Source organism: Haliscomenobacter sp. (assembly GCF_033763495.1).
In the GTDB taxonomy this organism is placed as follows: Bacteria; Bacteroidota; Bacteroidia; order Chitinophagales; family Saprospiraceae; genus Haliscomenobacter.
Genome location: NZ_JANRKL010000155.1, coordinates 38,377 through 61,464, shown reverse-complemented (window position 1 = coordinate 61,464; position 23,088 = coordinate 38,377). Strand labels below are relative to the sequence as shown.

12 protein-coding genes are annotated in these 23,088 nt (G+C 46.6%); 1 reads left to right on the top strand and 11 read right to left on the bottom strand.

What is annotated here, in order from left to right; all coding sequences use genetic code 11:
• Positions 1-24 precede the first annotated feature (24 nt).
• The 8 genes from SFV55_RS16510 to SFV55_RS16475 all read right to left on the bottom strand — a co-directional run bounded on the left by SFV55_RS16510 (position 25) and on the right by SFV55_RS16475 (position 17,660).
• Positions 25-2,025, bottom strand: a complete 2,001-nt coding sequence (locus SFV55_RS16510) for an NPCBM/NEW2 domain-containing protein (RefSeq protein WP_320030628.1) — start codon at positions 2,023-2,025, stop codon at positions 25-27.
• A 145-nt stretch (positions 2,026-2,170) separates the two neighbouring features.
• Entirely contained in the window at positions 2,171-3,874 is a 1,704-nt protein-coding gene (locus SFV55_RS16505; RefSeq protein WP_320030627.1) for a hypothetical protein, read from the bottom strand.
• 191 nt (positions 3,875-4,065) lie between these two features.
• On the bottom strand, positions 4,066-6,861 hold the full coding sequence (locus SFV55_RS16500; protein WP_320030626.1) for a tetratricopeptide repeat protein: 2,796 nt from the start codon (positions 6,859-6,861) through the stop codon (positions 4,066-4,068).
• 326 nt (positions 6,862-7,187) lie between these two features.
• Positions 7,188-9,536, bottom strand: a complete 2,349-nt coding sequence (locus SFV55_RS16495; RefSeq protein ID WP_320030625.1) for a GH92 family glycosyl hydrolase — start codon at positions 9,534-9,536, stop codon at positions 7,188-7,190.
• 193 nt (positions 9,537-9,729) lie between these two features.
• Positions 9,730-11,100, bottom strand: coding sequence for a DUF1080 domain-containing protein (locus SFV55_RS16490; protein WP_320030624.1), 1,371 nt, complete (start codon positions 11,098-11,100; stop codon positions 9,730-9,732).
• A 209-nt stretch (positions 11,101-11,309) separates the two neighbouring features.
• Entirely contained in the window at positions 11,310-13,190 is a 1,881-nt protein-coding gene (locus SFV55_RS16485; RefSeq protein ID WP_320030623.1) for a RagB/SusD family nutrient uptake outer membrane protein, read from the bottom strand.
• A 19-nt stretch (positions 13,191-13,209) separates the two neighbouring features.
• On the bottom strand, positions 13,210-16,638 hold the full coding sequence (locus SFV55_RS16480) for a TonB-dependent receptor (protein ID WP_320030622.1): 3,429 nt from the start codon (positions 16,636-16,638) through the stop codon (positions 13,210-13,212).
• Positions 16,639-16,652: 14 nt separating this feature from the next.
• Complete coding sequence (locus SFV55_RS16475; protein ID WP_320030621.1) at positions 16,653-17,660, bottom strand: FecR family protein; 1,008 nt, start codon at positions 17,658-17,660, stop codon at positions 16,653-16,655.
• Positions 17,661-17,904: 244 nt separating this feature from the next.
• On the opposite strand from SFV55_RS16475, the gene SFV55_RS16470 reads away from it, so the two are divergent.
• Complete coding sequence (locus tag SFV55_RS16470) at positions 17,905-18,543, top strand: RNA polymerase sigma-70 factor (RefSeq protein WP_320030620.1); 639 nt, start codon at positions 17,905-17,907, stop codon at positions 18,541-18,543.
• A gap of 25 nt (positions 18,544-18,568) precedes the next feature.
• Here the strand turns inward: SFV55_RS16470 and SFV55_RS16465 are convergent, their stop codons facing one another.
• The 3 genes from SFV55_RS16465 to SFV55_RS16455 form a co-directional block, all read right to left on the bottom strand.
• The gene (locus SFV55_RS16465; protein ID WP_320030619.1) at positions 18,569-19,270 is read right to left on the bottom strand and encodes a Crp/Fnr family transcriptional regulator; all 702 of its coding nucleotides are present in this window, start codon (positions 19,268-19,270) and stop codon (positions 18,569-18,571) included.
• Between the two features lie 118 nt (positions 19,271-19,388).
• A complete protein-coding gene (locus tag SFV55_RS16460; protein ID WP_320030618.1) occupies positions 19,389-20,174 on the bottom strand; it encodes a 5-oxoprolinase subunit PxpA in 786 nt (261 codons plus the stop codon).
• A 109-nt stretch (positions 20,175-20,283) separates the two neighbouring features.
• Complete coding sequence (locus tag SFV55_RS16455) at positions 20,284-22,866, bottom strand: outer membrane protein assembly factor (RefSeq protein WP_320030617.1); 2,583 nt, start codon at positions 22,864-22,866, stop codon at positions 20,284-20,286.
• Positions 22,867-23,088: the final 222 nt, after the last annotated feature.

Genomic DNA, 23,088 nt, shown 5'->3' with positions numbered 1-23,088 from the left:
TTGTTCTGGTTAAAGGGTGAAGTTTTATTTTGCCGCCAACTTCAGCATCACCACGCCGTGGTGCCGGATACTGGTTTGAAATTTTCCACTGAACGCTCCAAGATCTTTTTGCCGCCACACATCCCGCAGTTGGTATTTTCCGTTCAAACCCAGTTTGTTCAAATCGAGGGTAAAGTCTACAGGCTGTTCGTCGTCCCAGCGGAAGTAGGATTGTGGGGTTTGGCCAAAATCGCCGACGTTGAATAGCCCCAGAGCATGGGAGCCATCGGCCAGCGATTTGAGCCAAATTTGCACCCCATTTTCGGTAGCAATTAGGCGGGCGGGTTTACCCAATGGGTCCTGATCGATGGCAATGACCTCGTCATTGGTCAGTAAATTCAGGGTAAACGCGTCGAGTTGTTCAATCGGGCAACCAATGAGCAAGGGGGCAGAAAGCAAACAAAACAAGCTTACATGGCTGTACTGCTCATCGGGCGTCAAACGGGTGGGGTGCATGGGCGAACCCGTGGTCACATTGCCCAGGATCATCATGTCCGGGTCGTTCCAGTGGCCGGGGCCGCCGTAAGGGGCCCACTTGTTGAGGGTAAAGGCCGACACAAAAAGGCTGTGCCAGGAATCGCGGATATCTGGACCAGTGCGCCAGGAATTACACAAACGCGCCCAGTCTTTGGCATTGGCAAAAGGGGCCGAATTGGAAATGCTGTAAAAAATATCCCGCCCCGATTTGCGGATGGCTTCCGACATCCGTTCTGCCGATTCCACCTCAATGCGCCAGTCGTATTTCAGGTAATCGATGCCCCAGGCGGCGAATTGCCGGGCGTCGTTGTTTTCAAATCGGTATTTCCCGACGTAGCGGTAAGCGCGTTTGTTTTGCACAATCGAGTCGGGCAATTCGCCTTTTTCAAAATTGGAAGAGCCCCCCGCGTAACCCGCATAACTGGTAATCATGGGCGTGGAATAGATGCCCACCTTGAGGCCCAGGCCGTGGATGTAGTCTACCATCCCTTTAAAATCCGGAAACTTTTCATTGGGCTGGATGGCATTGAATGGCCCGCTGCGTTGGCCTTGCCAGGCATCGTCGATGTTGATGTAGGTCCAGCCGTGTTGGTTCAGACCCATTTTGACCATGGCATCCGCTGAGGCGATCACTTTGCCCTGGTCGATGTTGCGCGCCCATGAGTTCCAGCCATTCCAACCGATGGGCGGGGTGAGGGCAATGGTGTCGCCAATTTTAATGCGCAATACTTGCTGGGCTGCGCCCAATTTGTTTTTTGCCCCAAGCGTCACCTGGTAGGTGCCGCGCTGGGTAGCTGTTCCGCTAATGATGCCCGTTTGAGGGTCTAAGGTAAGGCCCCGGGGTAATTTTTTGGCCGAAAAAGTCATTGGTCTTTGCCCGCTGGCCGCAATGGTGTACATAAAAGGATTGCCTGGTCGCGCCCCAAAAACTTTGGGTGAATTGATGCGGGGAGCCTGGGGGGCGGGTGGAGTCAGGATATAGCGTTCAGCGGTGTTGGGCATGGTACGGGGCAAGTGTTCGCCCAGCATCAGGATTTGGGCATTGGCCCAGTTGCTGTAGGTGCGGGTCATCCCCTGGTCGTTGACTTTGACGAGCAGCCCCAGGCGTTTGATGCCCTTCAGGTCGACTTCCACTTTTTCGGCGGCTTCGCCCCATTTCAATTCCCGGCTTTCAAAGAGGATTTTACGGTCGCCGATGACGTAGAATTTGTGGGGCAAATCTTTATTTCCCAAGTCATCGACACCAACCAATGCCGAAAAAGACTGGGCATGGCCATCCAGGAAAAAAGCCAGGATGCTGGTGGAATTTACGCCGACTCCGCGCGGGTAGGTTGTTCCGGCGATGCGCAGAGGGTCACCTGCTGCGTTGGTTTTGCCCAATACGGCGGGGATGCCTTCGGAGAAGGATTTGATGGGGAGGTCGTCGAGCCATATGGGGCGGGTTTCCTGGGCGGAAAGGGTGCTCAGAAGAAGGAGGTAGGCGATGCTTAGTGTCTGGTATACTTTCATTTTATTAAATCCGGTTTAAAAAAATTAGCACTGAGGCATTAATCCTACGTCAGTATGCTGTAAAACTTTATTAAATAGCTATTTACTGGACATCGTGCACCAACGCCGCTCAGAAGTAACACTATAATGTCCTTTATGCTCGAGATCAGGTCAGCGTAATGCGGTGTTTAAAAGGCGTAAAACCCGTCACGTACACCGTAGGTGCATCCATTGCTGGTAGTGCTCCACGCAATTGCACAGCCTGGTGCTCGACCAGTCCGGAGCCAAATTGGATGCTGTCTCCACCCTGGGTATAAGTACCAGTTGGAGCACTGAGTAAAAAAGCTTTCGGTTTGGTAGCATGGGCTTTTACACCACTTAGCTCTCCTCCCGGGCGAAGGATAAGTTCTAATGACACGGGCACCCCATCCGTCCCACTCAGGTCAAAATCTACGGCAATCCCGCCTTTGATTTCAGTGACTTTAACCGTATAATCCAGGTATTGCACTTCACTTTTCTGGCGGTTGCTGCGGGGCATTTTGTCCAGGTTTCCAGTAGGGTCAATTTGATCAACTGGATAGGGTTGGTAGTAAGGGCCTTCCAGTTTGTTGCGCAAAACCCAGGCATCTCCTTCCTGTTTGATCTCCGCCGATTGGAATTGGCCTTTGCCAAAAAAAGATGCGGCGATGCGCAAAGCTTGCAATACAGCGTTGCCTTTGTGAAAAGTCAAAAAACCAGCGTTGTTGGACAAAAGGGTGGCATCCCAATTGCCGCGCCGAATGCGCACTACGCCCGAATGGGGGAAGGCCTTGGCGTAGCTGTCGGGCAATGGCTTACTAGCGGGTAATTCTCGCCAAAAATTGGGGTCTTCCAGGTAGGCGTCCAAAGAACCGACCATTTTGGGGAAACAGGTTTTTTCAATCAAGCGACACATCGCCGCGTATTCACCATTTTTATCCAGCAAGGCCAGGTAGCGGTACGAGTAGTAATAATTTTCCAATGTGCCAATGGTGCCTTTGTCCTGCCGATTTGAAGCCTCGGTGACCACCTCCCCGTTGGGGTGCACGTAGTACATGGTCATGTTGAGGTTTTTGCGCACGGCGTCGAAGATTTCGGGTTTGTTCAAACCTTTGGCGATGGTGATCAGCACCCGATTGACCAAGGGGGTGTAGCCACCCGTGCTTTTTTCGGTGTATTGCCCATCAGGATCGAGGTCGATGTGCTCCAGTAACCATTGCTCCACCCGTTTGATGTAGCGGGGATCGGGCCACAATTCATTCAATTTGACCAAAGCCGCCGAAACCACCCAGCGGTGATTGGGTGTGTGAATGCCGCCTACGATCAGCGATTCGCCAGCGCGTTGCAAAAAGGTTTTGAGGGCGGTCAAAACGGGTTCAACGCCTTTGGTTTGGGATGCCTTGAGGAAGACATAAGCCGGAGCCAATTTTTCCACACTAAAAGCCGTATCAGGTGGCGAGTGAAAATTGGTGCTCAGCAAATCGATGGTGCCATCCGTGTGTTGCGCCTGGAGCAAATATTGAGCGGCCATGCCTACTTTTTTTAACAACTCAGCCGATTGGTAGTATTGCGATTCGGGATTCGCCAAGGCGATGGCAGCTTTGGCGATAAAATGCCCGCTGGATTGTACGTTGGGGATTTCTTCGCCGTCTTTGATGGCTCCGTAGGCCTTTTTGCTGGCATCTAGTATTTGTGCTGCAAAAAGCCCATCAAAACTCCTGTCATTCAGTTTGATCAGGTCGATGATCCATTGGGGTTTGGCAGTTTTTGACATATCGAAAGCAGAAAACCCAAAAAGGGGAAAGGTTCCGAGGGTAGTTGCTCCAACGTTGACGAAAGTTCTTCTTTTCATGGTTTTTTGATTGGTTAAAGAGCCTACTTCGGTACTTGCTACAACTGCATTTGAAGGATTGGCATACTGTATTAGTCAAGCAAAAACGAGGCAGGAAGGTGTGATGTTTTATCAAGGGAATATGATGATTATGAGTTTGAGGATTGAAGATGTGATGCCCAAAAGGGGCGTCACATCCTCGTTTTAGAAGCTTATTTTTGGATTCCCAAAAGAGAAAAATCATATATTTCTGAAAGAGAATTTTTCTCAATTTCAATTACACCAACCTTAAGTTTAAGGAGTTTTGGCAAGTACAACCCAGCAATCATAAAGATTATTGCACCAAATGAAATCAATACGTAATACCCAACTGGGATAAATTCAGAAGATTCATTTAGTTTTGGTTCCGTTAAAATCATTTTTTCGATAAGCTCTTTTTTGTTTTGCAACAGATCAGTTCCAAGCTTCAGTTCGATGGCTTTCAATAAAGTATTTTTATCTTCAAATGAAATGCCAGCTAATTTCTCAAGACTATGCATGTGTTTGTCATTTAAAGAAAGCAAATTTGTCAGATGACTAACATTCACTTGATTGAGCGTAAATTTTTCGGGGGCGCTAGATTTAACGTAAAAAAAATACTGACAAAATAAAAATAAAATAAAAGCCAACCCAGTAACCAACCACGAATTAAACCGTTCTGATCTGTTCTCTTTTTGGTTAGACTGAACATAGTTTTCAATTTTATTTCTAGCTGTGGTGGCTTTTAAGTTATCAGGATTACATTTTTGTGATTTGATAAAATAATTGAGACTCTCATTTAAATATGTATTTCGAATTTCTGGTTTACTTTTTTTATATTTTTTTATTTTAATATAACCAATTGAATAATATAAATCAGAAAGTTTTAAGTCTTTATATTTTCTTTCATTTTTCTTACTCGTTAGTTCGTATAAATTTAATTGTTTTGATCCTTTCGTAGATGTACCAATTTTTAAAGCGTCAAGTAAATATTTTTCAGCAGTATCTAGTAATAGGTCATCGGTATCATCTGAAGAATAATTTAGATTTATTTCGCCCAATCCAATAAGTGCATCAACGTTATTCGTGTCTATCCTTAAAATTTTTCTAAATTCGAGTTCAGCCTCTGAGTAATTTTTGTTGATTAAATATGCGTTGGCTAAGTTATTTCTAATGTCCAAATTATGGCTTTCTAATTTAATAGCACTTTTGAAAGAATTGATTGCATTGGCATATTCTTCTTTAGCAAGAAACAGTTGCCCCTTTAAATTAAACCACCGAAAAGATTGGGGTTTGTCAAGCGCAAAGTATTCTTCAATTATCAATTGCGATTTGTCAAATATTTCTTCGATATAATATAGTTCTGCCATTTGGTAATAGTATTCCTCAGGTTTAATAGATAGTCGATTGAATAATTTTTCAACATGACTAAGGTTCAAATTTCTTTGCCAGTACCTGCCTGATGTACTGCCTATTTCTCTCTTTTCTTTATCGGAGTAAAGACGATTGAGTGCGACCATTAATTCTATATTTTTTTTATCTACTTCTATACCTGCTTTAAATGTTTTTTCTGCCATTTCAAAATTACCAAAAATTTCATGATAAATTGCCCCACAATATAGATAGTTGTATATGTTGCTTTTAAATTCCATATTTTTTTTGAGCGCATCCTCGTATTGATTTAATACTTCTTTCCAAAGTTCTCTAGATTTTTCGTATTGCCCCATTTTTAGTAAATAATGGGCTTTATTGTGTTTAATATGAATGTTATCAGGAGATTTATAACTAAAGATAGCATTATTAAGAATTTCTATTGATTTTTCCAAATTCCCAGTAGAATCATAAAGGTTAGAATAGTCTAGAACCATGCCTTTGACATCACCAATTGAAATGCTTTTTTCAAAATTTTCTAATGCCTTATCATAGTCTTTTATAAAATATTGATATAGATTACCCAAAGCCCAGAAGCCTGCCGCAGTGTTTTTTTGGTAGACAAAGTTTTGAAATTGTTCAACAGATTCTTTATAATCTTTAATTAATGGGATGCAGTGAGTAATAGAATTATATGCATCCTTATCTTCTTTATCATATTCAATCGCTTTTTGGTAAAATTGAATCGCTTGTAAAGGGTCTTCAACAACAAAACTACTCCCCAATCTGTAATAAGCCCGCTTATCACCGGGGTTCATTTTTAAGCATTTTTCATATTTTTTCCTAGCTTCTTCATATTTTTCCAAACCATATAAGACATCCCCCCATGCATAAAATGCATTAACATAACTATCATCCTTTTCGGTAGCTTGTTGATAATATTCCATTGCTTTTTTTGAGTCAGTTTTTTTATATATTTGCCCTAAATTATAATAAGCCCACTTGTAGTTTATATCAATCTTTATACATCTCTCATATATCTCTTTGGCCTCATTATACTTTTCTAAATCATACAAAATATTTCCCCATTCATTAAATGCATCAACATAACTATCATCCTTTTCGGTAGCTTGTTGATAATATTCCATTGCTTTTTTTGGGTCAGTTTTTTTATATATTTGTCCTAAATTATAATAAGCCCACTTGTAGCTTGGATCAACCTTTATGCATCTCTCATATTTCTCTTTGGCTTCATCATACTTTTCTAAATCATACAAAACATTTCCCCATACATTAAATGCATCAACAAAGCTATCGTCTTTTTCGGTAGCTTGTTGATAATATTCCATTGCTTTTTTTGGGTCAGTTTTTTTATATATTAGCCCTAAATTATAATAAGCCCACTTGTAGTTTGGATCAATTTTTATGCATCTCTCATATTTCTCTTTGGCTTCATCATACTTTTCTAAATCATACAAAATATTTCCCCATACATTAAATGCATCAACAAAGCTATCGTCTTTTTCGGTAGCCTGCCGATAATATTTAATAGCTTTTTTTAAAGCCCCTTTAGCACGAAATGTTTCCGCTCTGGTGAATATTTGTTCTGCTTCGCTCATACAAGTTATATTAATGTTGATTGATGAATTTCCGTATCGCCCAACTAAGTTTATCTTCATCTATTATACTAACCCCTGCCAAGTCTAGTGCATTGATTATTCTTAACCTTTCTATATTTCAATGAATTAGATCAATATTTATGCACAAACCTTGGCCGAATACAGTATATATACTCCTTAACAAATTTAATTATAAAATTTTAATTTTCCAAATCTTCAAACAAGTCATTATCCCACTCCCTTCATTCGTGTTCATTGTCGGAATAAACACAAACGAAGTTTGTGCTAAAATTTGTGATAATTTGTGTCATTGTGGATCGATAATTTCATTTCGCAGTCATCGAAGGAGGTGCTTGCTCCGGCTTACTTCCCCAGGATTTATTGGGTTTAGGGCCAAGTTGTAAGGTCATTTTTCCACCTTTGACCAGGGTTTCGTGCAACAACCAGGATTGGTTCAGTGCTTTTCCATTCAGGGTTGCGGACTGGATATAGTAGTTCTGAGGCGCGTTGTTTTTGGCTTCGATGACAAATTTTCCACCAGGGTAATATTTGGAATTGAGGTGCAGGGTGATTTTGTTAAAAATGGGGCTGCCGATTTCATAAAAAGGCTTCGCCGCAGTGCCACCATTGACCGAAAAGAGGCCCGTTTTCATCAACACCGCCAGACTGCCCATGAGGCCCTGGTCTTCGTCGCCGCTGTAACCTAGTTCAGGGGACAAATCACTGTATACTTTTTGCACCACTTGCCGCGACCAATACTGGGTCAGCCAGGGAGCGCCCGAATAGTTGAACAAATAGGCGGTTTGGATGCTAGGCTGGTTGCCGTAGTTGATGTACACGCGGCGGTATTGATCGAGGGTTTCTTTGTCGTGTGATTTGCCGGATACGAAGTCGTGCTTTTGCGCTTTTTCAAAAGATTCGTTCAATCGCTGGGTGAAAGTTTCGCGACTGCCCATCAAGTTGACCAGACCTTGCACATCGTGGGGTACAAACCAGACGTACTGGGCAGCGGTGCCTTCCTCCCAGCCATGGTCGTAGGTCAGGATGTCGACGGGTTCGCCCCATTTGCCGTCCAGGGTGCGGTTCCACATCCAGCCGATTTCGGGGTTCCAGATGTTTTTGTAGTTCTCTGCCCGTTTCATGAAGAGGTTGTAATCGTCCATTTTGCCCAAGGCTTTGGCCATTTGGGCCAAGCCGTAATCCTGATAAGCGTACTCCAGGGTTTGAGTGGAGCCATCCTGATGGAATCCATAGCGGGTTTCGCTCAAGGGATGCGGCACGTAGCCACGTTCGATGTAGTACTCAATGCCTCCACCTTTGAAGGTATTGTGCTCGTAACCCGCCTTGCTCATCATGCCGCCGGGAAAGTGGTTTTTGCGGAGCCCTTCGTAAGCCTTTTCGATGTCAAAACCGCGGATGCCTTTCAGGTAGGCACTGACGATGAAAGGGGTGGTCGCAGCCCCGGTCATCACGTAGGTGTAGTTGCCCCCGGCAGGCCCACGGGGAATGAGGCCTCCATCCTGGTACATCATCACCATGGAGTTGACAAAGGACTCGGTCACTTCGGGGTACATCAGGTGCCAAAGGCTGTTGATCGTCCACTGTGCGCCCCAGAAGGAGTCGGAGTTGTGGTGGTTGTATTTGGGTTTGCCCTGGGCATCGAGCGGGATTTGGCCAATGCGGCGTTGCGGCCCAGTCATGTCGCAGTATTTCCCGTTTACATCGTTGATGATGCGGCGACCGAGGAGGGCATGCCACAAGTCGGTGTAAAAACGGCTGCGCTCTTTTTCGGTACCCCCTTCAATTTCAATGCGGCTCAGCCATTGGTTCCATTCGCTGCGGCTGTCTTGCACGGTTTTATTGAAGTCCCAATGGGGCAATTCGGCATTGAGGTTGAGGCGAGCTTGTTCTTCGCTGACGTAAGAAATGGCCACTTTCATTTTGCGGACTTCGCCAGCCTGGGTGCTGAAGCTGAGGTAAGCTCCAGTGCGCGCGCCTTCGATGCGGTCGCTAATTTCCTCCAATTTTCCATTGCGCCAGCCCTTGAAAGTATCGAATGGTTTGTCAAAAACGGCGACAAAGAAGACCGTTACGGTTTTGGGGCGGCGGGTGGTTGGAGCCATCACCGCATACCCCTCAATTTCCTGATTGTTGACTTTTTTTACCAAGCCTTTTTCCGTGTCGGATGGGCCTAAAAAGGTCGAAAAGTCAAAAAGGATATGGCTTTGCTCAGATTTGGGGAAGGTGTATTGGTGAAAACCCACTCGGGTGGTGGAAGTTAATTCGGCAGTGATGTTGTAGGCATCCAGGACTACTTTGTGGTAGCCAACCTTGATGACTTCTTTATCGTGTGAAAATTTGGAGCCGTATTGATTGGCACCCAAATGGCCTTTGAAGTTGCCGGTGGTGGGCAACACGGGAATGCCGGATAGTTGCCAGCAGTGGATGTGGCTGAAACATTTGATGCTGTCCAGGTTGTAGCGGTACCCGGCTCCCCAGTCGGCATTGATGGCGTTATCGGGGCTCAGATTGACCATTCCAAAGGGGCGACAGGCCGAGTTAAAAAAGAACCAACGGGAATTGGCCGCGTCAACGAGGGGGTAGACGAGGTCGACGGGCGCTTTGAGGGCATTTTGAGAAAATACCACCTGGCTTTGAAGAAAAAATACTGTCAAGAAAAACAGGCTTGCTGCTAAAGGGAAAAATCTCTTCACGGTTTTGAGCTTATTTAACCCCTAAGGTGTCCTAAGGTGCCTAAGGTGGTTCAAATAAAACATCTCAACCACTTCGTGGTGTATTTTTTGAACCACCTTAGACACCTTAGGGCACCTTAGAGATCGTACGTTTCATTGTAATATGGTTTGGAGATCAGAATTCCCGGATTTTTATACTGCGAAAATGCACCTCATCGTGGTGATCCTGCAATAAAATATGACCAGATGGAGCCTGGGCAAACTTGGGGTACGGCGCATACTTGCTCTTAGCGATCAAGTTGCGAAAAACCTGCGAATGCCGCTCGTATTCCACCATTTTCAGGTTGTTCAACCAATGCTCCACGTGGCCGTTCCTGGAAACGATACGCAGTTTGTTCCACTTTCCGGGAGGGTTCATGCGCTTTTCGGTGCTGCCTTCGGAGAGGTTTTCGGCGGCAATCAGGTCGTACAATGATCCGGTGGTGCGGTTTCCGCCCACGCCAGCTTTCGCATCGGCGTGGTTTTGATCGTCGAGGATTTGAAACTCAGGCCCCAGGCCTGCTGTAGCTTTACTTTTTCGGTCTTCCTGCACGAAGTATTTCACACCGCTGTTGGCGCCTTTGGTGGTTTTGAAGTCCAATTCTAATTCAAAATTTGAAAAACTTTCATTGCTGATCAGGTCGCCACCTTTGCGGGTGCTGTCCTGGTGCGAGCTGAGCACTTTGAGTACGCCGTCCTCAACAGCCCAACCTTGTTGAGGGAAGGCATCGGTGTTGAATTTGCGCCAACCTGCGGTGCTTTTGCCATCCCAAAGCAAACGCCAGCCCGTGCGTTTTTCCGATTCAGACAATTGATTGGGCAGGTAATTGACCTCAGGAGCTTCTTCCCCTCCTTTCCAGGTATAGGCGGCCAGGTTTTCGGTAGCAATGCGGATGTCGCGCCATTGTACGGTCAGGCCATTTTGGTCTTCCCGTTTGATGCCGTGCACTTGCAGGGCTATGAAACCACGTGCAGTTTGATTGTCAAGGACATTGGCACAAGGAATGCCGTTGATCCAGGTTTTGAGGGAAGGGCCGATGGCTTCAATGTGGTATTTGTTCCATTGTCCATTTTTAAAAGCTTTTTGTCCCCGGGGATTGATCGACAGGGGGTACAGCCAGCCATTGCGGGCTTCGTCGTAGAGGCCGCCACTCCAGGTGCGTTCGGCGGGGTCAATTTCCACCTGATAGCCATGTACCCGGCCGTTCATAATGGCTGGATCGCTGAGGCTGCGGATTTGGATGCCTGAATTGAGGCCAACTTCTACCTTCACTTCCAGTTCCAGTACAAAATCGCCGTATGTTGCCTCGGTACACAAAAAGGTGTTTGGGGTATTAAGTTGGGAGACTCCAACGATGGCTTTATCGATGATTTTGTATTCGGCGTTGCCATTGCGTTTGACCCAGCCTTTTAAGTCGGTGCCGTTGAAGAGTGGTTTCCATTGGGTTTGGGAAAAACAAAGCGTAACACAACAAAAAAAGGCAGCAAAAAGTAAGTATTGTTTCATGAACAGATGGTTTGAAGGTAGGTATACAGAGAATCTGAAAAAGAGTGTATTCTTTACAATACCACCAAAGCGACACTTTTTACACAAAGAACACCAAGGCAGCACAAAGGACACAAAGTTAGACGTTGACAGTATTTGTGCCCCTTACGCTACTTTGATGTTCTTTGTACTGCGCTAGGCTCATTTAAGAGCTAATTCAGAAAATAATCTCAATACCCCGCATTCTGGGTCATGGCTGGGAAGGACAAGTCGATCTCGGCCTGTGGAATGGGGCGCAAATAGTGTACATCATTGATGGTACCACTTTTGGCTGCCCAGGGATTGTATTTTTTCACCCGTTCAACCAATTTTCCGGTTCTTTTCAGGTCAAACCAGCGGGAATATTCCCCCATGAGTTCGCGGGCGCGTTCGTCCAGGATCAGGTCGATGGTAATGTTGGCAGCAGTAGCGCGGTAGGATACGGTTTCCAGGGATTTGACATTTTCGGGTGCCAGGGCACACCTTGGGTCATTGCCTTTTTTTGCGCCCAAGGCGCGGTCGAGTACCCGATTGTAGTAAACCTCGGCACCACCCAGTTTTCCACCTTTGGCCCCTTTGACGATGGCCTCGGCGGCGATCAGGTAGGCTTCAGCGGAGCGGAATACTGCTTCATTGAAAGTGCCAAACGCATCACCGTAGGGAATACCTGGCTGCCAGAATTTCCACATGTGAGGCTCCCCGGATGGAAATCCACTCACGTTTACTGTACTGCCATTGATGAATCCGTAGCCACCACCCCATTCTTCAGGGTTTACCACCGAATATTTCTTTTGGCCGCCCATGTCGACACCTCTTTCTGCCAAGGTAGTAGCTGGTTTGTTCCAGGGGCGGTAGTACACCACGGTATCCCCAGCCTTGATGTCAATTTTCAGGTTGGGATTCAAGGTTGGCTGGGGTTTGAAGCCTGCTACGGCTTGCAGGGCATAACCTACCTCCAAAAAGTTGTGGTCGTAGCGCGAATCATTCTCCGGATCATACAAACGATACATGGCGGGAGTAGTGTTGTGGAATCCCAGGGAGCGGTTGTAATCACTCGTTCTACCTTTGGAACCTGGGAACCCTTCGCCACTGCCATTGAATACCGAATGCAAGTTGTTTCCACCTGCTGCGTCTACAGGAAATGCCGGATCGGTTTTGTTGGTCAACACATCGGTATTGTATTGTACGGCAAAAATGATCTCCGGGTTTTTGTCGTTCTGGGCCCCCGTGTATTGTTTCAAGGGGTTCTCCGAACGGGTGGGGAACAATTGATTGTAATTGGTAGCCAAAGGATATACATCGATGACTTTGTCGGCGTATTGCAGGGCCAAATCAAAATCAGCAGGAGAACCACCCAGGGAGTTTTTGAAATTCCAGCCACGGGTCAGGTAAACCCGGGCCAGCAAAAACTGGGCTGCACCTTTGGTAATCCGACCGTAATTGGTAGCTGTAACCGGAAGTTTGGCTTCGGCTTCGAGCAAGTCGGTGATGATTTGTTTGTAAACATCTGCCGAAGGCACCCGGGTTGCTTCCTTGGTTGGGCTCACGATTTCGGTCAGTGGCATGGGTACGTCGCCCCAATGCTGAACGAGGTAAAAGTAACAAAGGGCTCTCAAAAACTTGGCTTCCGAAACCCGGGCATCCTTCAGGGCTGCGGCCATGGTGGTAATGCCATCGGCACGAGTGATTGCAGTATTGGTACGCCCAATTTCGGTATACAACAAGGTCCAAAGACTTTGTAATTCACCCAAAGTGGCATTGAAGCGAACATCGTATTGCTCAATTGGCCCGGTGTTTACGGTTGGAGTAGCGAATTTGGGATCGCCGTATCCTCCTGCGGTAAATATGTCGGTACCATTCAATTGGAGGGTCCGGTTTTGGTGAATGTTGCGCAACAAGGGGTAACAGGAGCGCACCAGGTCCTCAAAACCCGCCTCGGTTTTGTAATACACGTCTGTGGTCAGAGTCGAAACTGGTTTTTCGGTCAAAAAATCTTCATCACAGCCTGTAGCAACCAAGCAGAGTGCAGTGATTGCGAAAAAAGTGAAACGAGTTATTATTGTTGATTTCATTGGATACAGAGTTAAACGATTAGAAACTGATGTTTACGCCAAAAAGCAATGTCATCGACGGAACATCGTCCTGGAAAATGGCTGAGTTGAATTCGGGATCAAATCCTGTAAATTTGGACGACACGTAAGGGTTGATCACCTGGCCATAAAAACGGGCACTGGCCATTTTCAACTTGTCCATTACGGCTTGTGGCAAGGTGTAACCCAGCGTGATATCGGAAATGCGCAAGAAGCTGGCATCCTGATACAAGATTGCATTCCGGTATGGATTGGCCGCAACTACCCCAAAATAGGTATTGGATGGGTTGTCGCTTCTCCAATAATCCAGAGATGCGAGGCGGTTGTAACGGGTTCCGGTTACTTCTCCAAATGTCCCGGCCAGGGTATTGTTGCGATACTGGGTACCATCACGGTAATAGACAAAGAAAGAAAAGTCAAATTGCTTGAAAGTAAGGCGGTTGGTCACACCCAGAATCCAATTGGGCAATTCGGAGCCCAATACAACGCGGTCATCAATGGCATCGGTAGAAGAAATAACGCCATCGTTGTTTTGGTCAACCACCCTTACGGAGCCAGGTACTTGTTTGTATTTTGCAGCAAGGTCCTTGTCTTCGGTTTGCCAGATTCCATCAAATTCGTAGTCAAAATTGGCGCGGATGGGGTACCCCACAAACAAGCGGTTGCCTTTGTCAACCAGTTGCCCATCGCCGTACAATTGCAGCAATTTGTTGTTGTTTTTGGTAAAGGCGAAAGTGGTGTTCCAATTGAAGTTTTTGGTCACCACATTGGTTGTTCTGAGGGTGAGTTCCACCCCTTTGTTCTCAATCTGGCCCACGTTGGCAATCACCTGGGAGAAGCCGGTTACGGTAGGTATTTTTTGGTTCAGGATCAAATCCACCGTTTTGCGGTCGTATAATTCCAGGGATGCGGAGATGCGGTTTTTAAAGAAACCAAAATCGATGCCCAGGTTCAACTCGTTGCTGCGTTCCCAGCGCAGGTCTTTGTTGCCCAAATTTGCTGGTGCAAAGCCAAAAGCTGCCGTACCATCAAAATCATAGCCCGTATTCAACAAGCCGGCTTGGGTACTGTAGGGATTCACCGTAGAGTTGCCTACCTCGCCATAGCTCAAGCGCAATTTCAGGTTGGAAAAAACATTGAGGTTGTTGATGAATGGCTCATCGCCCAAACGCCAGGCCACTGCCACTGAGGGGAAAAACGCCCACTTATTGCCTTCGGAAAGTTGAGAAGCACCATCAGAGCGACCCGTCAGGGTCAACAAATATTTGTCGTTGAAAGAGTAGTTTATCCGCCCCATATAGGACAGAATCGAGCGCTCAACCAATGAACTACCGATGCTACCAATTGTTGCAGCAGTACCCAGAGCGTACCAATCGGAGTCGTAAGGAAGGTCGCGTACAAAAATGGAATAGGCTTCATTCCGCTGGTAAAAAGCACTCTGCAACCCCGTCAGGTTGATTTTGTGCCGACCGAATTCTACGTTGTAGTTGATGATGTTGTCCAGGGTATAATTGCCCATGGTCCGGTTGTCGTATTGCGCTCTTGGTTTGGCCCCAATTTGTGATTTGGACCAGCGACCCCGAAAATCCCCTGCTCTTTCAGTGGTATAAGAAGCAGAAATGGAGGAGCGAATGCTCAAACCTTTGAGCGGCGTCACCTCTACGTAGGCATTGCTGATGATGGAGGCGTTGGTGGTTTGGAGTTTTGAAACGCTAGGGTCGATATCCAACAAGGGGTTACCCACCTGTTTGTCGTTGATGCCCATCCAAAAAGCGTAACCGTTCACGTCGATGTCGGAGTTCTCTGATGGATTGGCTACGTCTTTGTAATACACCGTTCCGGTAGGTCGAGCCCGGTAGGCATTGCGCAGGGATTCGCCCGAACCTACATTGACGTCGCCATAACTCACGTAGGAGGTAAATCCGACTTTGAAATATTTGCCAATTTTGCTGTCCAAGCCAGCATTGAGGTTGTATCTTTTGAATCCAGTGTACAATACGTTGCCATCTTCATTCAGGAAACCACCTGAAAAACGATAGGTCGTTTTTTCGGTACCACCCGAGATGCTCAGGTTTTGGCTCATCTGCATGCCAGGGCCAGTGACAAGGTCAACCCAATCGGTGGTGTGGTTCGCGTCGATGTTGGCTCTTTCGGCAGCCGTAAAGCTTGCCCCGGTAGCACCTTCCAAAATCCGGTCGGTATAAATGGACTTGTAAAACTGAGCGGTATTCATCAATTCTGGCAGGTGGGCCGGATTTTTCACCCCAATGTAGCTGTCGTAACTGATTCTGGGTTTTCCAGAAACCCCTTTTTTGGTCGTAATGATGATTACCCCGTTGGCGCCTCTGGAACCGTAGATCGCCGTAGAAGAAGCGTCCTTGAGGATGTCCATCGACTGGATGTCATTGGGATTGAGGTTGTTGATGTTACCGCCCATCAAGCCATCGATGACGATGAGGGGTTCGGTGGAGTTGTTGATGGTATTTTCACCCCGGATGGTGATGCTGTAACCGGTACCTGGTTTGTTGTTCAGCTTGGTTACTGTTGCCCCAGCCACTTGCCCTTGAATGGCTTTAGCGGCGATGATGGGGTTGCCCCGCACAATATCCTTGGTTTGTACAGAGGCCACGGCGCCCGTCAAATCTGATTTTTTTATCTCGCCGTACCCCACAACCACTACTTCATTGAGCAACAAGTCGTCTTGTTTCAACGTCACGTTGATCGTGGTTTGATTGCCTACCACAATCTCCTGGGTAACGAAACCAGTAAAACTGAATACCAGTATGCTGTTTTCATCGGGCACATCTACCCGAAAGTCGCCATTGACGTCGGTGATGTCACCAATGGTAGTCCCTTTGACCAATACGTTGGTACCTGGCAGGGCTTCTCCCGCGGTATCGGTCACCTTACCAGTGATGGTTTTGTCGGGGATGGTCACCGACAGGGGTGCCGATTGCAGGGGGCTAACTACACTTAAAAGGCTTTTTCCTTCCGGTGTGTTTTTGAGCAAGGTTGGCACACTGTTGTTTTCGGGCTTTTTCGTTTCCTTGGTGCCTGATTTTTCAGTTTTTTGCGCTGGTGCCACCACTACGTAGGCATTTTTGTTGACCTTCTGGAAGGTCAAGCGGTGGGGTTTGAGCAACTTTTCGAGTTTGCTTTCCAGCTTTCCCCCTTTGATTTTATCCACAGTAGCTTGTAAACCTTTTACAGTCACATCTTCAAATAAAATGCTGACTTGGTATTCCTGACTCAATTCATTCAGCGCATCTTTCAAACGGATGGGGTTGGAACTTGTGCTGTTTTTCGTTTCCAGATCTGGCTTATTTTGTTGCACATAAGCCAAACTTTGTGCCATCAGAAAGGGATGGCAAGCCAAAAGCAAAAGCAAGAGTATGCTTAATGGCGTGTGTTTGGTAAAATATTGTTTCATACGACCTGATTTTATTATTTGGTTGAAAGGTATATGGTATCTCCTTGCTGACGTACATCTACATTCAGCAGGACTGATAGTGCCTCAAAAAATTCCGTGGATTTTGCGGCTTTGAAATAGCCCGACAAGCGGCGTTCGGCCAATTCGGGGTTGCCAAAAGCCACCTGCAATCCAAAATGCTCTTTGATGGTAATGGAGGCCTGGGCAAGTGGGGTATCATCGAAGTAAAACTGGTGATCCTTCCAGGCGCTGTATTTTTTGGTGTCGTCGGTTTTGGACAAGTCCAAGGTTTGAGCGCCGTTGGTTAGAATCACTACATCACCGGGTTTCATGACTTGTTTTTTCCCACCTTGGTATTTGACCTGGACCTTGCCTTCATTCAAGATTACTTTTTTGGCCTGCTCTCGGGCATAAAGGACAAATTTTGTCCCAAATACCTCTACTTCAAAATCGCTGCTGGTTTTGACAACAAAGCGCTGATTGTCGATGGTGTGGGTGACATGGAATTCCGCTTCTCCGTCCAGAAGCACTCTGCGGTTGCGTTTAAATTGTCCCCACCTGGGTACGTACAAGGTTGAGTTGGCGTTCAGTACTACTTCGGTACCGTCCGAAAGGGTCAGTTGTTGGGTTTGGGCATAGGGCGTTTGGTAAGTACGATAGAAGATGTTTTTTTGCAAAAAAAATAGGCTCGCGGTCATCAATATCGCCAGGGAGGCGGCCACATACCAAAATTTGCGCAGACTGCGTACAGTAGCATATTTAACCACATTGGTTTTGGTAGGGGGCTGTTCCTGCTCATTGGACAAGGGGGTGTTGAGTACGGTTTGGAATTTTTGCCAGGCCTCCTGATCGTCGGAAAAGTATTGAGGGTTTTGGCTTTCCCATTCATCCAGGTACTGGTAATACAAGGTTTCATTTTCAACATCTTCCTTTAACCAATCCTCAATCAGCTTCCGCTCGAGAGAAGTTGCTCTTCCATCGAAATAATCGAACAGTATTTTTTGAATCATCATTTCTTTCATAAGGCTTCGCGGGAAATGGTAAAAAATCAACTTGAGGCTTATAGAGGTACCAATTTCAGCATCACCGTATCAGACAAGGGCAGCGGGTTTTACCCCACATTGAAGTGGGAAAAAAATTAAACGAGCTGTTTTTTTTGCAGAATATTATTTTTTATTGACCTAAAGTCAAAAAACATTAGTGCAGCATGTGGGGTAAAATCCCAAAATTATGTCTACTATTAAAGGGAGTCAATATCCTCACGGCATGGAGAAGCTATCAAAATTCGAAGTCAAAGACACGGAGAGCAGATTGTCTGCATTAAAAGCAGATACTGAAATGTTTGCTGAACCCAAACTGATTAGCGACGAAGTTTTTTTGCAAAGAATTTTTGCACAAGACGCCCGCAAAGGCTGTGAAGTATTGTTCAAACGTTATTACAACAACCTCTGTAACCACGCCATGCGCTTTGTGTACTCCAAGGAAGCGGCGGAAGATATTGTCAATGAAGTTTTTGCCAATTTTTGGCAGCAACAGGTTTTTGAAAAAATCAACAACTCCTACCGCGCCTACTTGTACCAGGCGGTGCGCTACCGCAGCTACAATTACATCAAATACGAGTTGAACCAAACGGAAAGCTTCGAGCCCGATTACACAACTACTCCCGTACTACAAGCTGATGATATTCTGCATTATACGGAGCTGTGCCAAAAACTCGACCGGGTTATTCAGGAACTTCCTCCCCAATGCAGGAAGGCTTTCCAACTCAATCGCCTTGAAGGAAAAAAATACGCTCAGGTAGCAGAAGAGTTGGGTATTACAGTAAGTGCCGTAGAGCGACTAATCAGTAGAGCACTGAGCAAGTTGCGCAGTGAATTGAAAGAGGAGTGGATGCCGGGCTTGTAGATGATCCTCCGGTTTTACCATCACCCTAACTCATCTGCAAAGCCTCCCCTTTCAACCTCTCCATGTCCCGAATCAACAACCGCCGTCGGTCAAAGGTTAGGATATTCCGATCGCGCAAATCGTTGAGCAAGGTGGTTACCGTTTGACGGGAAGTAGCCGTAAGGTTGGCAATTTCCTGATGGGTGATGAATTTGCGGACTTCCGTTTCAAAACCTACTCGCCGCCCTTTTTTCTCGGCAATCTCCAACAAAAATTCAATGATACGGGTACGGGAATCTTTGAATACCAAGGATTCCAGGCGCTTTTCCATTTCAAGGACTCGGGAGCCCATAATTTTCATGATGAACAAACCCAGGGAAGTATGGTCGCGCATCAATAATTTCATTTCATCTACATTGACTACACATACCGTTGCCTCTTCCATGGTGTAGGCAAAATCGCGGCGTTTGTCTTCGCCGATGAGGGATAACTCACCAAATACATCACCTTTGCCCAATATGGCCTTGGTGATCTCTTTGCCAGAGTCGCCGTAAGTGCCAATTTTAACCCGACCATCGGTAAGGAAAAATACCCGGTCCGACATTTCGTCTGGCAAGTAGATGTATTCGCCCCGTTTGTAGCAGCGGTGAAAATGCGCTTCCAAATCCCCACGGCGAATTTTCTGAGGGCAAAAAATACCAGTAACATCAATGTTTTCAAGATACCAATATGATGCTTCGTTGCTCATTGTTTACACATTAAAGGACCAAAATTCTTCAACTATCCTACATTTAAGAAGCTCTAAGTTACAGAGAATTTTACACTTAATAAAATAGTAAAACTTTGAAATGGTTTAAAGCTTCTAATTAGTAAGGCGCTTGAATAACGATTTTTTTTTCCTCCAAAGCATGTCGAATGGCCTGTGCAAAGGAGATAGCGTGTATACCGTCGCCGTGGAGACAGATCGTATCCGCGATCAGGACTATGTTCTGGCCAGAAAGAGCAGTGACCCGCCGTTCTTCCACCATTTGTAGCACTTGTGCAATACAAGCTTGAGTATCTTCAATCAAGGCATTCGGTTGATTGCGAGGGGTCAAAGAGCCATCAGGCTGGTAACTCCGGTCGGCAAATACTTCATTGGCGGTGCGTAAGCCCAGGGTTTGAGCAGCTTTGATGGAAAAACTACCACTCAGTCCAAACAAGAGAAGATCAGCATTAAAGTCCCGTACCGCTTCGGCAATTGCCGAGGCCCACTCGAGGGATTGAGCGGCCAGATTGTACAAGGCACCGTGTGGTTTGACGTGTTGCAAATAAGCCCCTTCGGTGTAGGCCAGGTTGGCCAAATCCAGAATTTGCTCCTGCACCAATTGATAAACCGCCTGAGGAGAAAGAGACATGGCCGTACGCCCAAAATTGGCTTTGTCTTCAAAACCTGGATGGGCGCCGATCGCAACACCATGTTCCAGTGCCAAACCAATGGTGCGCCGCATGGTGTCTTTATCCCCGGCATGATAGCCACAGGCAATGTTGGCCGAGGTGATGAGTGGCATTAAGGCGGCGTCGGCAGGATACCCCTCGCCGAGATCGCAGTTGAGGTCGACTGTGAGATTGTGGATTTCGGATTGCGGATTTCGGATTGGGCTGCCAGACATCTGAGCTGATTTTATTGAAAGATAATGTCATTGCACAAGAAAATCAATGCAAAGCCCGTTGCAACATCCTGGCAAATCCGAAATCCGAAATCATCAATCCGCAATCGAATTATTCTGGTTCGAAACCAAGGACGATGTTAAAGTTAGCCACTCCTTTTGCAAACAAGTTCGTTACGTTGGGTTTGTCGAAGCCCAGACCGTAGTCGAAACCAAGGATACCAAACATAGGCAGGAATACCCGCAAGCCCAAGCCCGCCGAACGTTTCAGGTCGAAGGGATTGTAATCACGCAAGTTTTTCCAGGTGTTGGTTCCCTGCATAAAGGTGTGCACATAGATGGTTGAGCTGGGGTTGAGCGACAAGGGGTAGCGCAACTCCAGGGTAAACTTGTTAAAAATCGGAGTTGGCGTTTGGCCAGAGCCCGATGGGTCGGCATTGTTTTCGAAGTCGGCAATTTCGTAACCCCGTGAAGAGATGATGTCAACCCCTTGGAAACCGAATTGCTGGTTGTTCAAACCATCACCACCCACCTGGAAACGTTCAAAGGGCGAAGTACCAATTTTACGGTTGTAATAGCCCAGGATACCAATCCTTGAAGAGGTTTTGAGTACCAGTTTGCCCACAATAGTGGTGTACCAGTCTACATCAAAACGCCACTTGTGGTATTCCAAAAAGCGGAAACGCTCATTGGCCGAGAGTTCACCATAGTTTTTGTCCTTGTCTGCAAACAGAGAGTATGGTGGTGTTGCCTGAATGATCAAGGAAATGCTGGAACCATCCCGAGGGAAGGTTGGGTCATTGACGGTGGAACGAACGATGTTTTGGCGGATACTGAAGTTGTTGAAGTTACCCGTAGAAACAATTTCGCCCTGGTCGGTACGGAACAAGCCCTGGGTCCACTGGTTCAGTTTCAGGGATTGGATGTTGATGGCCGTACTGGTCACGAAGTTGTCGTCGGGCCATTTCAGACGGGTACCCAAACTCACAGATCCCTGCACAATGTTCAAACTTTGGCTACCGCCAGTACCGTCGAAGAGAGGATAGGCAAAGCGGTTGAAGAAGCCTCCCATGGTGAAAGAGTTGGGCTTTTTGCCCCCCAGCCAGGGTTCAGTAAAGGACACGTTGTAAGACTGATAAAACTGGCCGTTGGTCTGGGCCCGAATAGACAGGCGTTGGCCGTCTCCGGTAGGCAAAGGGCGCCAGGCCTCCTTGTTGAAGACGTTGCGCATCGAAAAGTTGTTGAACGATACCCCTAAAGTGCCAATTACCCGCCGGGCACCGCCCCAACCTGCGGAGAGTTCCAGCTGATCTGCAGGGCGCTCTTCCACGGTGTATTCGATGTCTACCGTACCCCGCTCAGCATTGACGGGAGTATTGATGCCCAGCTTTTCAGGGTTGAAGTAGTTGAGAGCCAGGATTTGGCGTTGGGAACGAATGATTTCAGAGCGACTGAATTTCTCACCGGGCAGGGTGCGCAATTCACGCCGGATAACGTGTTCGTGGGTCCGGTCGTTGCCTTTGATGATGACCTTATCGATGGTGGCTTGTGGGCCTTCAAAAATGCGGAGTTCGAGGTCGATGGAGTCGTTTTCAACGGATACTTCCGTAGGTTCCACATTAAAGAACAAATACCCGTTGTCCATATAAAGGGTACTCACATCGCGGCCGTCCTGGCTGAAGCGCAGGCGGTTTTCCAAGAGTTCGTTGTTGTAAACGTCGCCTTTTTTGATGCCCAGGATTTGGTCCAATTGGTCGTTGCCGTAAATCGAGTTCCCCTTCCAGGTTAGGTTGCGGAAGTAGTAGCGATTGCCTTCATTGACTTTGATTTGGATGTGCATTTCGCCTTTGTCGTCGCGCCACATGCTATCGCCAATGATGCGGGCATCCCTGTAACCAACCGTATTGAAGTATTTGACAATTTCTTTTTTGTCGTCGGTGTATTCGTCGCCGATGAATTTGGAGCCAGCCAGGAAGCGTTTTTTCTCCTTGGTTTTGTCCATTTTTTTCAAAAGCTTCTTCTCTTTAACATTGTTGACACCAACAAAAGAAATGTCCTTGATTCTTACTTTTTCCTCCAGGTTGATGTCGAAGGTCAATTTGACCGAGTTGAGGCGGGCGGTGTCGGGAATCTCACTTACATCCACATGAGCATCCAGCCAACCTTTTTTGATGAAGTTTTTCTCCAAAGCACGGGCAGCATTGGATTTCATGTTTTCGGTCACAATCCCCCCCTTGGTAACGTGTTGGTTCACGATTTCGTTGAGGGTCTCATGTTGGCCTTTGCCTACCCCTTTGTAGCTGTATAGGGACAAACGGGGGCGCTCCTGCACCTGAATTTCGAGGAAGACCACGTCGCCGATGGTTTTTTCCTGCAGGATTTGCACATTGGTGAACAAGCGCAATTGGAGTAAGGCCTTGATGGCTTTGGGAATGCTGGGGCCGGGAATACGGATCTTGGCTCCAACTTTCAGTCCAGAAATACTGGTGATGGCATTGGCATCACTGAATTGGGCACCAGTGACTCGCACGCCTCCAATTTCATAGTTTACCGGTGTGGAATAATCAACGACCGGTAAGCTATCGCGGACTTCCTGGGCCAACAGGCTCAGAGGGGACATGGCCACAACAAAGAGCAAAATGTTGTTTCGGGTGATGCGCAAAAGCGCCAGCATACTACACTGAATGTATCTCATTAGTCCTCAGTTCTTTCTTTTTTCAATAACGAGCGCAAAAGTACGTCATTATTCCTTTTTTGCTACAATAGGTAAAGGTTTTAAAAAATTGTCTTTTCAAAGCCCTTTATTATCGCGCAAAAAAAATGATTGTTCTGAGGATAATAGAGGCCGGGAGTGAAACTTGGGTTGTATGCTGACATCTTTTTTATCAAGCCAATTGATCAAAATCATTCGAGTAGA

Excerpts from the sequence above, each read along its gene's own strand:
- SFV55_RS16460 (WP_320030618.1), bottom strand. The coding sequence starts at position 20,174 with ATGTCTGGCAGCCCAATCCGAAATCCGCAATCCGAAATCCACAATCTC.
- SFV55_RS16510 (WP_320030628.1), bottom strand. The coding sequence starts at position 2,025 with ATGAAAGTATACCAGACACTAAGCATCGCCTACCTCCTTCTTCTGAGC.
- SFV55_RS16475 (WP_320030621.1), bottom strand. The coding sequence starts at position 17,660 with ATGAAAGAAATGATGATTCAAAAAATACTGTTCGATTATTTCGATGGA.
- SFV55_RS16500 (WP_320030626.1), bottom strand. The coding sequence starts at position 6,861 with ATGAGCGAAGCAGAACAAATATTCACCAGAGCGGAAACATTTCGTGCT.
- SFV55_RS16485 (WP_320030623.1), bottom strand. The coding sequence starts at position 13,190 with ATGAAATCAACAATAATAACTCGTTTCACTTTTTTCGCAATCACTGCA.
- SFV55_RS16470 (WP_320030620.1), top strand. The coding sequence starts at position 17,905 with ATGGAGAAGCTATCAAAATTCGAAGTCAAAGACACGGAGAGCAGATTG.
- SFV55_RS16490 (WP_320030624.1), bottom strand. The coding sequence starts at position 11,100 with ATGAAACAATACTTACTTTTTGCTGCCTTTTTTTGTTGTGTTACGCTT.
- SFV55_RS16505 (WP_320030627.1), bottom strand. The coding sequence starts at position 3,874 with ATGAAAAGAAGAACTTTCGTCAACGTTGGAGCAACTACCCTCGGAACC.
- SFV55_RS16480 (WP_320030622.1), bottom strand. The coding sequence starts at position 16,638 with ATGAAACAATATTTTACCAAACACACGCCATTAAGCATACTCTTGCTT.
- SFV55_RS16465 (WP_320030619.1), bottom strand. The coding sequence starts at position 19,270 with ATGAGCAACGAAGCATCATATTGGTATCTTGAAAACATTGATGTTACT.
- SFV55_RS16455 (WP_320030617.1), bottom strand. The coding sequence starts at position 22,866 with ATGAGATACATTCAGTGTAGTATGCTGGCGCTTTTGCGCATCACCCGA.